A 13623-nucleotide genomic window follows, 5' to 3' on the forward strand; every position below is an offset into this window, starting at 1 on the left:
GACGCCGGACCTGTGAAACCGCCTATCAGCCGGTAAAAGCGGCGTAAGGTAGGCGCCGTCCGAAGTCCCGCAGCCGGAGGAGCCCATGCCCGTCACCCCTATCGGCTTCGTACGTTCGCCGGAGAAGGGGCTGGCCCGCCTGCACTGGGCTGACGGCGGCTGGGCCGTCGACGGCCGGGCCCCCGACGTGGCCGTGCTACGTCCGCTGCGCGGCCTGGAGATCGAGTGGCCCGCGCGGGAGGAGCCGCTGGCGGGGCTGATGGAACTGGCCGCCGCCGGGGTTCCGCTGACGGCGCAGAGCGCGCCGCCCTGGGTGCCGGGCGAGCTCGCGGCGCTGCTCACCGACCGTGCGTGGCTCGGCCACGCCGCCGACGGCACCGCCCGCTCGCTGGCCGACCTGCGGCGCGAGGAGCACAGCGTACGCCTGCGCCGCCTGGCCCACCCCGTCGCCGCCCCGTCGGTCAGCATCCTGATGTCGAGCAAACGGTCAAAACTGGTGGGCGCGGCGCTGAGCCAGATGGAACGCCAGCGGGACGTCGAAGCCGAGGTGCTGCTCGGCCTGCACGGGGTGCGGTTCGACGAGGTGCGTGAGGCGGTCGAGAGCTGTTCGCTTCCGGTGAAATTCATCGAGGCCGAGGAGTCGGTGCCGTTCGGCGAGGTCCTGACCCGGCTGGCGGGCCTGGCGAGCGGCGACTACGTGGCCAAATGGGATGACGACGACTGGTACGGCCCCCGCCATCTGTCCGACCTGTTCATGGCCATGACGTACATGGGGGCCGACGTGGTGGGGACGACGGCCGAGTTCTTCTACCTGGAGCCGTTGAGGGCCACGATCAGGCGGACGACGTTCGGGAGTGGGGCGAACTATCTGAGTGAGCTCTGGGCCGATCACGTGGCCGGAGGGACGATCATGGTTTCCCGGGCGAAATTTCACGAAATAGGTGGCTTTCCTGGATTATCCAGAGCCGTTGATCTGGAATTCCTGAAGGCGGCGCTGAGCGCGGGGGCACGCGTCTACCGCACGCACGGCCTGGGCTACGTCCTGCGCAGAGGGCTCAGCGACGAGCACACCTGGCAGCTTCCCCTCGCCCACTTCCTCAAGGTGGCCGCCAACCAGTGGCGGGGGTTCCGCCCGAGCCTGCTGATGGAAGCCGCATGAGAACAGGGCAGCACCCGGCCGGGTCCGTCGTGCGCGGCAACGACTACCGCGTCCTCGGCCCACGGGCCGGCTTCACCCCCGAACTGAAGGTCAGCGTCGTCATCCCCGCCTACGGCGGCCAGGACAAGCTCGACCTGGTCCTGGCAGGGCTGGCCCGGCAGACGTACCCGTCAGGGCTGAGCGAGGTCATCGTCGTCGACAACGGCAGCAGCCCGCCGCTGCGCCTGCCGGACCTCCGGCCACAAGACACCCGCCTGATCGTCTGCCCCCAGCCCGGCCGCGCGAACGCCCGCAACGCAGGGCTGGCGAAGGCCACGGGCGAGGTGATCCACTGGCTCGACTCCGACGTGGTGCTCACCCCGGGCGCGATCGAGGCCCACATGCGCTGGCACCACGCCGCCCCGTACCTCGTCGTGACCGGCTACATCAGGTTCACCGACGTCGAGCCGCCCGGCGAACTGCCCGACGACCTCGAAGCGCACTTCGAGCCCGCCGAGCCGCACGCCTGGATCGTCGACCTCGTCGAGCGCACCGACGGGCTCACCGACAACCCGCAACGCCCGTTCAGCCTGCACGTGGGCGGCGCGACCTCGGTCAACGCCCGGCTGATCGAGGCGGCGGGGCCGATGGACGACGAACTGATCCTCGGCCAGGACACCGAAATGGGCTACCGGCTGGCCCAGGCGGGCGCGGTCTTCGTCCCCGAGCCCGCCGCCCGTGCCTACCACCTCGGGCCCACGATGCGCATGCGCGACAAAGCGCCCATCGACCGGGTCAGCCACGCGTTCGTGGCCGACCGCATCCCCGCCTACCGGTGGCTGCGCGGGCATCCGGGGCGGCGCTGGAAGGTGCCGTACGTGACGGCCGTGGTGGACGGGAGCGCCGGGTACGACGAGGTCAGGGCCACAGTGGACGCCCTGCTCGCCGGCACCGTGCCGGATGTCTCCGTGCTCCTCGTCGGCCCCTGGGACACCCTCACCCGCGACCGGCGCGCCCCGCTCAAGGACCCCGACCTCGATCTGGTGCTCGTCCAGGGCCACTACCAGCACGAGAGCCGGGTGCGCCTGTCGGCCGAGGACGACGTCGACCCCGCCGTCCCGTACGTCCTGCGCCTGCCCGCCGGCTGGATCCCCGGCGAGGACACCCTGGCCTGCCTGCTCGACCTGGCCCGCGACGAAGGGCTCGGCCTGGTCAACGTGCTGCTCCACGAGTCGTCCCAGGGCGTCGTGGCGGCCCGGCTGGAACGCGTGTCGGCGCTGGCCAGGGCCCGTATCGTGGCCGCGCCCGACGAGGACGTGGACGACGTGGTGGACGCGGTGTCCGGGGTCTCGTGGGTCGAGGCCGAGACCTACGGCTTCACCACGGAGGCGGCGCCGCCGCTCGGGCGGCGTGGCGCGTACCGGGCCAGGATGGAGGCGCAGGCGGAGGCGGCCAGGCTGGCCAAGGAGGCCGAGCGGCTGCGCGCGCAGGCGGCCAAGTGGAAGGAGGAGGCGGGCCGCTGGCGCAAGTCGGCGGTGGAGTACCGCCGCGAGATCGGCACGCTGCGCCGCCAGCTCTCGGCCGCCAACCGCGCCCAGCAGAGCCTGCGCGCGGTGCTGTCCTCGACCATGAAACGCGCCCTGCGCAAACCCCTGCGCGGCTGACGCACCCAGAAGGGGCCGCCCGCCTCGCTGTGCGGTTCTGGGCGGCGCGGCTCAGTTGGGGCGCAGGGCGGACTTCAGCCGCCGCAGCAGCGTCCGCTCGTTCGGCTCCACCGAGACGGTGACCGGGGCCGGGATCGTGACGGGCTCCGGCTGCTTGGGCGGGGGCGCGGGCCAGAAGCGGTCTGGTGGCTCGTGCCGCACGCCATGGGTGGTTTCGATGATCTCGTCGAGATCGTCGCCCGGGTCGGCGAGCAGCACCGCGCGCCCGAGGGCGGAGGTGCGTTCGAGGCGGGCCGTGCGCCCGTCGGGCAGGTCGACCACCAGGACGCCCGTCAGGTCCTTCTGCACCGACTCGATCATGCGCTCCAGCGTGACCCGGTGCAGCGCCACGTCCACAGGGCCTCGGTAGCGGAACGGGGCGGGCGCGGGCGTCGGCGCGGCCTCGTCGATCAGGCGGATGCGTTCGTCGTGCGCGAACAGATCACGCATCAGCCGCAGCTCGAAACAGGGGTCCGACAGGGCGAAGCGCCGCGAGGAGTCCAGCAGCGACCACGGCCCCACCAGCGTCACCGCGACGTCCTGCAGCTTGCCGCCCAGCGCCGCCGCCACGGCCTGCCGCACCACCGACTCGGAGGTGTCGGTGACGTCGAGGACGATCTCGACGTAGGGCACCAGCCAGCGCCGCCCCGGATCCTTGCGCAGGTCCCTGCGCAGCGGGATCCGGTGTGCCAGGTAGGGCTCCACCGCCCGCACGGCCCGCTCCTTGTCGCGGCGCTGCGCGGGCAGCCCCAGGTGCACGGCCTGGGCGTCCATGTCGGGCACGAACACCACGCCGTGCATGGCCAGTCGGTAGGAGAACTCGGTGTCCTCGCCCCGCGCCACGTTCGGGTCGAGGCCGCCCACGGCGTGGAAGATCTCTCTGGGCAGGGCGAACGTCGGCCCCGTGCACACGTGGTAGGGATTGCGGCTCTTGCGCAGCCCGTCGGTCTTGGCGATCGTCGCCTCGGTGGAGCTCGGCACGGCCGCGTCCAGGTCGAACAGCTCTCCCAGGTGTCCGGCCCGGTAGACCTCGTTCGGCGTGACGGGCGGCGCGTCGACGAACTTCTTCATCCCGATCGTGACCAGGTAGTCCGTCACGTGGTGCCAACGGGCCAGCGCCTCGATGTGCTCGCGGCAGGCCACCATGTCGGAGTCGAGCCGCTGGATGATCTCGCCGTCGGCGGCCTTGGCGCCGGTGTTGACGGCGTTGGAGATGCCCCAGCCGTCGCCTGCGCGTACGACACGGGTGTTGACCGGCCGGATCTCCGGCAGCCGGATCGGCGGCTCGCTGCCGTCGTCGACGACGACGACCTCCATGAGATGGTCCGGGTACGTCTGTGCGGCCAGCGCGGCGAGCGTCAGGTCGAGCCGGTCCTGCCCGCCGTGAGCGGGTATGACCACGCTGACGGAAAGTGCGGGTGACCAGGCGCCCAGATGCGGCGCTGCTACCGGTGAATAGTCGTTCTGCCTCAGAGCAGGACGCGCGTTCATGAGTCGTGACCCCCTGCCGAGACCTTATCGGGAGATGCTGAGAATTTCCTGAATAGTGCTCCTGTCCAATGGAGAGTCCGACTCGTGTCCGACCCGTGGACGCCGATCAGCGGGGGTCTCCCGCACCCCGTACACTCTGTGCCCAACACCGCAGGTAGGGAGTCATCATGAGCAGGTCGTGGCGCGGCCTCATCGAGGAGTACCGCGAGCGTCTTCCCGTCACGCCGAAGACACCTGTCATCACGCTGCTCGAAGGCGGCACGCCGCTGGTGCCCGCGCGCCGTGTCTCGGCCCTGACGGGGTGCGAGGTCTACCTGAAGGTCGAGGGGGCCAACCCGACGGGCAGCTTCAAGGACCGCGGGATGACGATGGCCATCAGCAAGGCGGTCGAGGAGGGGGCCAAGGCGGTCATCTGCGCCTCCACCGGCAACACCTCGGCCTCGGCGGCGGCCTACGCCGTCCGCGCCGGGCTGACCTGCGCCGTGCTGGTGCCACGGGGGAAGATCGCCATGGGCAAGCTCGCCCAGGCGCTGGTTCACGGGGCCACGCTGCTGCAGGTCGAGGGGTCGTTCGACGACTGCCTGGAGATGACCCGCAAGTTGTCGTCCAACTATCCGATCGCGCTGGTCAACTCCGTCAACCCGTTCAGGTTGCAGGGGCAGAAGACCGCCGCGTTCGAGATCGTCGACACGCTGGGCGACGCGCCCGACATCCACTGCATCCCGGTGGGCAACGCGGGCAACATCTCGGCCTACTGGATGGGCTACAAGGAATATTGCGCCGACGGCGTATCGACCAGGCGGCCGCGCATGTTCGGCTTCCAGGCCAGCGGGGCGGCGCCGATCGTCCAGGGGGCGCCCGTCCTGCATCCGCACACGATCGCCACCGCCATCCGCATCGGCAACCCGGCCTCCTGGTCGCTGGCCACGGCGGCCCGCGACGAGTCGGGCGGGGCCATCCAGTCGGTCACCGACCGGCAGATCGCGGCGGCGTACAAGCTGCTGGCGCAGGAAGAGGGCGTGTTCGTGGAGCTCGCCTCGGCGGCCAGCGTCGCGGGCCTGCTGCAGGCCCACGCGCAGGGCCTGATCGAGCCAGGTCAGCGCGTCGTCTGCACGGTCACGGGCAACGGCCTCAAGGACCCCGACTGGGCGATCTCCGGCGCGCCCGCGCCGGTCGTGATCCCCATCGACGTCCACGCGGCCGCGGCGGCGCTCAACCTCGCCTGACGGGCACACGCAAACGGGGGCACGGGGAGGAAACGTGATGAATGAAGAGCGTTGAGATACGCGTGCCGGCCACGTCGGCGAACCTCGGGCCGGGGTTCGACGCGCTGGGGCTGGCACTGAGCCTGTATGACGAGGTCGAGGCCGCGCTGACGGGGGAGCCCGGCGTCGTCGTCACGGTGGAGGGCGAGGCGGCCGGAGAGGTCGATCTCGGCGAGGGGCATCTGATCGTCCGCGCGATGCGCGCGACGTTCGACCGTATGGGAGCCCCGCAGCCCGCGGGGATCCGCCTGCGCTGCCTCAACAGGATCCCGCACGCCCGCGGCCTCGGGTCGTCCTCCGCGGCCGTCTGCGCGGGCATCCTGGCCGCCCGTGCCCTGGCCGGCGGCGAGCTCTCCGACGACGCGGTGTTCGCGCTGGCCACCGAGATGGAGGGCCACCCCGACAACGTGGCCCCCTGTCTGGCCGGAGGATTGACCGTGGCCTGGTCAGACCATGCGGGAGCACCGCATATGCTGAAGCTGAGTCCCGACGAACGGGTCCGCCCCGTCGTCGTCGTTCCTTCGACACGACTGGCCACGGAGACCGCGCGGGGGCTTCTGCCGAAGGACGTGCCCCACAAGGACGCCTCCTTCAACGCCGGCCGGGCCGCGTTGCTGATTGCCGCGCTGACCCAACGGCCCGAGACGAGGCTTTTGCTCGCCGCCACAGAAGATCGGCTTCACCAGCACTACCGCGCGCCTGCCATGCGGGAAAGCGCGGATCTGGTAGAACGGCTCCGTGCAGTGGGCGTGCCCGCCGTCGTTTCGGGAGCGGGTCCCACGGTTCTTGCGTTTTCGACATCGGATACGCAGGATTTGATCGCGCCAGAAGTGGGTAATGACTGGCACATCCAGCAAATGGACGTCGACCCGGTTGGTGCGAACGTTCAGTTCCCCGAGACACGCTGATGCCTCTTAAGACCTTCAGGGAATAGCCGTGTGCGCTGGTGATGTTAGGCTGATAGCCGCACCAGATGCCCCCTTGGTGGGTGCGTGCTTGTCAGCCATACATCGCTGCTGCATCATGCTTCACGTCGCGAGGCGTGGGCAGCGCGGCTGTCTCCCCGGAATCCGTTGCCTCCGGTTGGCCCACACCCGGTTGGCCCAACGCGAGGCGGCGACGACGGGGACCTGCGCGTTCGAATCATCTGGTTGGCGACAGCAATCTCGGGGGTGTCAGTCACGCGCCAAGCGCCCATTTGGCGGCGTGGACGAGCCCCTAGCCAAGAGAGTGGCGGCCGTCTCCAGCGACAGCCGAAGATCGCAAAGTGCACCCCGACCCGGTCTGTCCCGCCGGATCGCAAGCACCTCCGGGACGCCCGGCAGAACAAAACCGGCGCCCGACCCCTGGGAAGGACCTTTTAGTTGAGCGACACCACCGAACTCCTCTCCGACGCTTCAGGCGCTGAGCCGGCGTCCGGCGACACCCCCACTCGCGCTCCGGCCAAGCCGCGTGCGCGTCGCTCCGGCACCGGCCTGTCCGCCAAGGTGCTGCCCGAGCTGCAGAAGATCGCAGCGGAGCTGGGCATCAGCGGGACCGGGCGCATGCGGAAGAGCCAGCTCATCGCGGCCATCCAGGAGAAGCAGGGTGGCGGTCCCGGCGACGGCGCTTCGGCGTCCGCGCCCGTGGCAGAGGCGGCGCCGGCCGCGGCCGAGACGGCTCCCGCGGCCGAGCGGCCCACCCGTACGCGCAGGGAACGTTCCCGTGCCAAGACCGTAGAGGACCCTGCTCCGCAGCAGCCCGCCGCGCAGCCGGCCGAGCCCGTGGTCGCCGCGCCCGAGCCCGCCGCGGCCGCCGCGCCGGTCGAGCCGGTCGTGGAGCAGCAGCACAGCCAGCCCGTCGAGAGCGGGCAGGGCGAGACGCGGGCCGAGCGCGGCGAGAGCCGTCGCGAGCGCCGCAGCCGCGGCGAGCGCCGTGAGCGCGGCGACCGTAGTGACCGCGGTGACCGTAGTGACCGCGGTGACCGTGGCGACCGTAGTGACCGTGGCGACCGCAGCGGCGGTGACCGCGGCGAGGGCGGCCGCGACGGCGGTCGTGCCGACCAGCGGGGCGACCAGCGTGAGCGGGTCGCCGACGCGGGCGGCCGGGGTGACCAGCGTGACCAGCGCGGCGACCAGCGGGGTGACCAGCGCGGCGGTGGCGACGACGACGAGCGGGGCCGCGGTCGCAGGGGCCGCTTCAGGGAGCGCAACCGCGGCCGTGGCCGCGACCGCTTCGAGGGCGGCGAGCCCGTCATCGGCGACGACGACGTGCTCATCCCGATCGCCGGCATCCTCGACATCCTCGACAACTACGCGTTCGTCAGGACCAGCGGCTACCTGCCGGGCAGCAACGACGTCTACGTCTCGCTGGCCCAGATCCGCCGCAACGGCCTGCGCAAGGGCGACGTCATCACCGGCGCCGTCAGGCAGCCTCGCGACGGCGAGCGGCGCGAGAAGTTCAACGCCCTGGTCCGCCTCGACACCGTCAACGGCATGGACCCGGAGCAGGCCCGCAACAGGCCCGACTTCAACAAGCTGACGCCGCTCTACCCGCAGGAGCGCCTGCGCCTGGAGACCGAGCACAACATCCTCACCACGCGCATCATCGACCTCGTCTCGCCGATCGGCAAGGGCCAGCGCGGCCTGATCGTCTCGCCGCCCAAGGCCGGCAAGACGATGGTGCTGCAGTCGATCGCCAACGCGATCACCCGCAACAACCCCGAGTGCCACCTGATGGTCGTGCTCGTGGACGAGCGGCCTGAAGAGGTCACCGACATGCAGCGGTCGGTCAAGGGCGAGGTCATCCACTCGACCTTCGACCGTCCCGCGGAAGACCACACCACGGTCGCCGAACTCGCCATCGAGCGGGCCAAGCGCCTGGTGGAGCTGGGCCACGACGTGGTCGTCCTGCTCGACTCGATCACCCGCCTCGGCCGCGCCTACAACCTGGCGGCCCCGGCGTCCGGGCGCATCCTGTCGGGTGGTGTCGACTCCACGGCGCTCTACCCGCCCAAGCGCTTCTTCGGCGCGGCCCGCAACATCGAGAACGGCGGCTCGCTGACGATCCTCGCCACGGCCCTGGTCGAGACCGGGTCGAAGATGGACGAGGTCATCTTCGAGGAGTTCAAGGGCACCGGCAACATGGAGCTCAAGCTCAACCGCTCCCTGGCCGACAAGCGGATCTTCCCCGCGGTCGACGTCGACGCGTCGGGCACGCGCAAGGAAGAGATCCTCATGGCCAAGGAAGAGCTCCAGATCGTCTGGAAGCTGCGCCGGGTGCTGCACGCGCTCGACATGCAGCAGGCGCTGGAACTGCTCCTGGAGAAGATGAAGGAGACCAAGTCCAACGCCGAGTTCCTCCTGCAGGTCCAGAAGACCACGGTGAGCAACGACCGCGACTAGCGGGGCTGAGGTGACAGGGGTGGTGGGGTTCGTCCCCGCCGCCCCTTTCCGCGTTCGGGGGCCGGGGGTTAGCCCCACCCCGTGACGGCGGGCCTGCCGCATTCACACTTCTCCCGGACGAGTGCACGCTGTGGGCATGGATTCGGTGGCGTTGAAAGAGCGCGTCCCCTGGGGGCCGAAGGGGCCCTTGGGGGTCCTGGTCGATCCGATGACCTGGCGGGCTGTGCCGTACTTGCTGGTCAGCGCAGGGGTGGGGATCGGCTGGTTCGTCGTGCTGTCCATGGCGGTGCCGCTGTCGCTGGCGCTGGCGGTCGTCTGGGTGGGCGTGCCGCTGGGGATGGCGACCGTGCTGATGTGGCGCGGCGGGGCGATGCTGGAGCGGCGGCTGCTGGGGGCGGCGTTCGGGATCAGGATCGCCGACCCCTACCGTGAGCGTCCGCAGCGAGGGCTGGGACGGCACATCCAGTGGCTGCTGTCCGATCCCGCCACCTGGAAAGACCTGGGCTACCTGCTGATGCTGCTGCCGCTGGGGCTGGTCGAGACGGCGATGTCGTTCGGGTTGTGGACGGCCACGGCGATGCTGCTCCCGCAGCCCGCGCTGCTCGCCATGAAGGAGGGCGCGGGCCTGCGCTCCGAGCTGATCGTCGACAACTGGGCGGGCGCCTGGGCGTTGTCGGCGGCCGGGGTCGCGCTGCTGATCCTGACCGCGTACTTCGCCAGGGGGATGGCCTGGCTGCACGGGACCCTGGCGATGCTGCTGCTCGGCGGCAGCGAGGAGGAGCGGCTGCGGGCCAGTCGCGCGCGGGGGATCGACGCGGCCGAGGCCGAGCGGCGCAGGATCGAGCGCGACCTGCACGACGGCGCCCAGCAGCGGCTGCTGTCGGTGGCGGTCGATCTGGGACGGGCGCAGGCCAAGTTCGACAGCGAGCCGGAGACGGTCAGGACGCTCATCGCCCAGGCGCACGCGGGCACCAAGGCGGCCATCGCCGAGCTGCGCAACCTGGCCAGGGGCATCCATCCGGCCATCCTGAGCGACCGAGGGCTCGACGCGGCACTGTCGGGGCTGGCCGCGCGGGCGCCCATCCGGGTGGACGTGGCCGTGGAACTGGAGGAACGCCCGCCCGCCGCCGTGGAGAGCATCGCGTACTTCATCGTCGCCGAGACGCTGGCCAACATGGCCAAGCACTCCGGCGCCACCGAGGCGTCGGTCACGGTGATCAGGGATCATCGCGGCGTGGTCGTGGACGTGTGGGACAACGGCATCGGCGGCGCCGTCGTCAGCCCGGGAGGGGGCCTGGCGGGGCTGGCCGACAGGGCGGCCACCATCGACGGCGTGCTCGTCCTGCACAGCCCCGTGGGCGGCCCTACGATCGTGCGTGCGGAGTTGCCCTGCGAATGGTAGTCATGGTGGCCATGCGCGTGGTCATCGCCGAGGACTCCGTACTTCTGCGCGAGGGGCTCGCCCGGCTCCTCGCCGACGGCGGCATCGAGACGGTCGCGGCGGTGTCAGACGGGCCCTCGCTGGTCGCCGCGGTGCGGGAGCACGAGCCCGACCTGGCGATCGTGGACGTCCGCATGCCGCCGACCCACACCGACGAGGGCCTGCGGGCGGCGCTGCGGGTCCGCGAGGCCAGGCCCGGCTTCCCGATCCTGGTGCTGTCGCAGTACGTCGAGGAGCGCTACGCGGGCGACCTGATCGGCAAGGCCGTCGGCTACCTGCTGAAGGAGCGGGTGGCCGACGTGGCCGAATTCCTTGAGGCGGTGCGGCAGGTGGCGGCGGGCGGCACGGTCATCGACCCCGAGGTCGTCGTGCAACTGCTCAGCCGCCAGCGGCGCGGCGCCCCGCTCGACTCGCTCTCGCCGCGCGAGCGGGAGGTGCTGGCCCTCATGGCCGAGGGCCGTTCCAACACCGCGATCGCCGCCAAACTGGTCGTCACCGAGGGCGCGGTGGAGAAGCACATCTCCGGGATCTTCGCCAAGCTGGCCCTCGGGCCCGCGCCCGAGGACCATCGGCGGGTGCTGGCGGTGCTGACGTATCTGGGGCGCTGACCTATCTGACGTCCACGAATACCATCATGCTCGTCCTTCGGGGAGTTGTGGTTGATGCGCTTGGAGCCTGATGTGGCTGGAGCGAGGCCGTCACGAAGATTGTCGGGAATGCCAGATGGCCTGGGATGGTTGCACGATCTGGCACACTGGTAGCCGACCATTTATGCGGTTCCGGTTCACGCCACGCGTGAAGGCGACCCGGCGGCCGCACCCGAAAGGACAGCGATGAAGCCCGACATCCACCCCGAGTACCACGTGACCCAGGTCACCTGCTCGTGCGGTAACACCTTCACCACCCGCAGCACCGCCAAGAACGGCGTGATCCACGCCGACGTGTGCTCTGCCTGCCACCCGTTCTACACCGGCAAGCAGAAGATCCTCGACACCGGCGGCCGGGTGGCCCGCTTCGAGAAGCGCTTCGGCAAGAAGGCCACGGGCAAGTAGCTTCACCGACGCCGGCCCGGACGCACGCTGGTGCGCCGGGTCGGCGTTGTTGGTGAACGATGAGAAATCCGCAAAACCGGCCGCCGCCACGGCTCTGACCGGGTAAGGCTGATGAGCAGGTTTCTCGCTGGCAGGCCGATTTCCACGAGTAAGGACCCACGGTGAACCTCGACGAGTTGCTCAAGGAGTATTCCGAGCTGGAGTCGCAGCTCGCCGACCCCGCCGTGCACGCCGACCAGGGCAAGGCCCGCGCTCTTGGCAGGCGCTACTCCCAGCTCACGCCGATCGTCGGCACCTACCGCGAGCTCGGCACGGTCCGCGACGACCTGAGCGCCGCCAAGGAGCTGGCGGGCGAGGACGAAACGTTCGCGGCCGAGGCCGCCCAGCTCGAAGAGCGCATCCCCGAGCTGGAGGACAAGCTCCGACATCTGCTCATCCCGCGTGATCCCAACGATGACAAGGACATCATCATGGAGATCAAGGCGGGCGAGGGCGGCGAGGAGTCCGCGCTGTTCGCGGGCGACCTGCTGCGCATGTACCTCCGCTACGCCGAGCGGATCGGCTGGAAGGCCGAGGTCATCGACAGCCAGCCCTCCGACCTCGGCGGCTACAAGGACGTCACGGTCGGCATCAGGGCCAAGGGCGACGAGGGCGTGTGGTCCAGGCTCAAGTACGAAGGCGGCGTCCACCGCGTGCAGCGGGTGCCCGTCACCGAGTCCCAGGGCCGCATCCACACCAGCGCCGCGGGCGTGCTCGTCTACCCGGAGGCGGAGGAGGTCGACGTCCAGGTCGACGCCAACGACCTGCGCATCGACGTCTACCGCTCCAGCGGCCCCGGCGGCCAGAGCGTCAACACCACCGACTCGGCGGTGCGCATCACCCACCTGCCCACCGGCGTGGTCGTCTCCTGCCAGAACGAGAAGAGCCAGCTCCAGAACAAGGAGTCGGCCCTTCGCATCCTGCGCGCCCGGCTGCTGTCCCTCGCCCAGGAGGAGGCCGAGGCGGCGGCGCAGGCCGAACGCAAGTCGCAGGTCCGCACCGTCGACCGCTCCGAGCGCGTCCGCACCTACAACTTCCCGGAAAACCGCATCTCCGACCACCGGGTCGGCTTCAAGGCGTACAACCTCGACCAGGTTCTCGACGGCGAGCTCAACGCCGTCACCCAGGCCCTCATAGACGCCGAGATGGCGGAGAAGCTCGCACAACACTCATGACATTTCTGCTGGACGAGATCGCCCTCGCCACCGCCCGGCTGGCCGAGGCAGGTGTGCCGTCCCCCCGCACCGACGCGGAGGAGATCGCGGCATTCGTCCACGGCGTGCGCAGGAGCGAGCTCCACACCGTCAAGGACGCCGACTTCGACGCGCTGTTCTGGGAGGGTGTCGCCCGCCGCGAGTCCCGTGAGCCGCTGCAGCACATCACCGGGCACGCCTACTTCCGCTACCTGGAACTCGTGGTCGGGCCCGGCGTGTTCGTGCCGCGGCCCGAGACCGAGGTGGTGGCCGGATGGGCCATCGAGACACTGCGCGAGATGGACGTCAACGCCCCGCTCGTCGTCGACCTCGGCACCGGATCCGGCGCGATCGCGCTGTCGATCGCCCAGGAAGTGGCGCTGGCCGAGGTGCACGCCGTGGAGGTCGATCCCGAGGCGTACACGTGGGCCAAGCGCAACATCTCCGAGCTCGGCCAGGGCCGCACCCACCTGCACCCCGAAGACCTCGCCGAGGCGCTGCCCGAGCTCAACGGCAAGGTCGACCTGGTCATTTCCAACCCGCCCTACATCCCGCCAGGCGCGATCCCGCGCGATCCCGAGGTACGCGACTACGACCCCTCAAGGGCGCTGTTCGGCTCGGGCGACGACGGGCTCGGCGAGGTGCGCGCGGTCGAGCGCACCGCTCGCCGGCTGCTGCGCCCCGGCGGCTGGGTCGCCGTCGAGCACGCCGACGAGCAGGGCAGGGCCGTCTACCTGACCTTCCCCGAGGACAACGGCTGGCGCGACGTGCGTCTTCGCCAGGACCTCACCAGAAGGGACCGCTTCGTCACGGCCAGGCTGGGCCAGGACTAGGATTCACACGGAGCCGCCCGGCCCTCTCCAGACAGAGGGGGCACCAAGCGGCCCGATCACGAGGAAGGAGGCGGCCTCGAGAGCG

General features: G+C 70.5%; 11 protein-coding genes. 10 read left to right on the plus strand and 1 reads right to left on the minus strand.

The genetic code is table 11. From position 1 onward, the window contains the following. Positions 1-85 precede the first annotated feature (85 nt). Positions 86-1159, plus strand: a complete 1074-nt coding sequence (locus tag ACFOY2_RS31320; RefSeq protein ID WP_379531696.1) for a glycosyltransferase family 2 protein — start codon at positions 86-88, stop codon at positions 1157-1159. Further along, entirely contained in the window at positions 1156-2802 is a 1647-nt protein-coding gene (locus ACFOY2_RS31325; RefSeq protein WP_379531697.1) for a glycosyltransferase family 2 protein, read from the plus strand. Before ACFOY2_RS31320 ends, ACFOY2_RS31325 begins: the two co-directional genes overlap by 4 nt. A gap of 51 nt (positions 2803-2853) precedes the next feature. Here the strand turns inward: ACFOY2_RS31325 and ACFOY2_RS31330 are convergent, their stop codons facing one another. Further along, entirely contained in the window at positions 2854-4242 is a 1389-nt protein-coding gene (locus tag ACFOY2_RS31330) for a glycosyltransferase family 2 protein (protein ID WP_379531698.1), read from the minus strand. A 257-nt stretch (positions 4243-4499) separates the two neighbouring features. Here ACFOY2_RS31330 and thrC point away from each other — a divergent pair, with 257 nt between their 5' ends. From thrC to prmC, 8 genes are all read left to right on the plus strand, one after another. Next, a complete protein-coding gene (thrC, locus tag ACFOY2_RS31335; protein ID WP_379531699.1) occupies positions 4500-5558 on the plus strand; it encodes a threonine synthase in 1059 nt (352 codons plus the stop codon). Positions 5559-5599: 41 nt separating this feature from the next. Further along, positions 5600-6505 carry a homoserine kinase gene (gene thrB, locus ACFOY2_RS31340; RefSeq protein WP_379531700.1) on the plus strand — a complete coding sequence of 302 codons (906 nt, stop codon included), beginning with the start codon at positions 5600-5602 and terminating at the stop codon, positions 6503-6505. 456 nt (positions 6506-6961) lie between these two features. Further along, complete coding sequence (rho, locus tag ACFOY2_RS31345) at positions 6962-8980, plus strand: transcription termination factor Rho (RefSeq protein WP_379531701.1); 2019 nt, start codon at positions 6962-6964, stop codon at positions 8978-8980. Between the two features lie 136 nt (positions 8981-9116). Then, positions 9117-10382, plus strand: a complete 1266-nt coding sequence (locus ACFOY2_RS31350) for a sensor histidine kinase (protein ID WP_379531702.1) — start codon at positions 9117-9119, stop codon at positions 10380-10382. An 11-nt stretch (positions 10383-10393) separates the two neighbouring features. Next, a complete protein-coding gene (locus ACFOY2_RS31355) occupies positions 10394-11029 on the plus strand; it encodes a response regulator transcription factor (RefSeq protein ID WP_379531731.1) in 636 nt (211 codons plus the stop codon). A 225-nt stretch (positions 11030-11254) separates the two neighbouring features. Next, positions 11255-11473 (plus strand): 50S ribosomal protein L31, encoded by a 219-nt coding sequence (gene rpmE, locus ACFOY2_RS31360; protein ID WP_357830001.1) that lies wholly within the window; start codon positions 11255-11257, stop codon positions 11471-11473. 161 nt (positions 11474-11634) lie between these two features. Next, positions 11635-12687 carry a peptide chain release factor 1 gene (gene prfA, locus ACFOY2_RS31365; RefSeq protein WP_379531703.1) on the plus strand — a complete coding sequence of 351 codons (1053 nt, stop codon included), beginning with the start codon at positions 11635-11637 and terminating at the stop codon, positions 12685-12687. After that, a complete protein-coding gene (gene prmC / locus ACFOY2_RS31370; protein WP_379531704.1) occupies positions 12684-13538 on the plus strand; it encodes a peptide chain release factor N(5)-glutamine methyltransferase in 855 nt (284 codons plus the stop codon). Before prfA ends, prmC begins: the two co-directional genes overlap by 4 nt. Positions 13539-13623 lie beyond the last annotated feature (85 nt).

This window comes from Nonomuraea purpurea (genome assembly GCF_042650645.1).
GTDB lineage: Bacteria > Actinomycetota > Actinomycetes > Streptosporangiales > Streptosporangiaceae > Nonomuraea > Nonomuraea purpurea.

Bases quoted from the DNA above. Each gene is read 5' to 3' on its own strand.
- ACFOY2_RS31320 (WP_379531696.1), top strand. From the start codon at position 86: ATGCCCGTCACCCCTATCGGCTTCGTACGTTCGCCGGAGAAGGGGCTG.
- ACFOY2_RS31325 (WP_379531697.1), top strand. From the start codon at position 1,156: ATGAGAACAGGGCAGCACCCGGCCGGGTCCGTCGTGCGCGGCAACGAC.
- thrC (WP_379531699.1), top strand. From the start codon at position 4,500: ATGAGCAGGTCGTGGCGCGGCCTCATCGAGGAGTACCGCGAGCGTCTT.
- thrB (WP_379531700.1), top strand. From the start codon at position 5,600: ATGAAGAGCGTTGAGATACGCGTGCCGGCCACGTCGGCGAACCTCGGG.
- ACFOY2_RS31350 (WP_379531702.1), top strand. From the start codon at position 9,117: ATGGATTCGGTGGCGTTGAAAGAGCGCGTCCCCTGGGGGCCGAAGGGG.
- ACFOY2_RS31355 (WP_379531731.1), top strand. From the start codon at position 10,394: ATGCGCGTGGTCATCGCCGAGGACTCCGTACTTCTGCGCGAGGGGCTC.
- rpmE (WP_357830001.1), top strand. From the start codon at position 11,255: ATGAAGCCCGACATCCACCCCGAGTACCACGTGACCCAGGTCACCTGC.
- prmC (WP_379531704.1), top strand. From the start codon at position 12,684: ATGACATTTCTGCTGGACGAGATCGCCCTCGCCACCGCCCGGCTGGCC.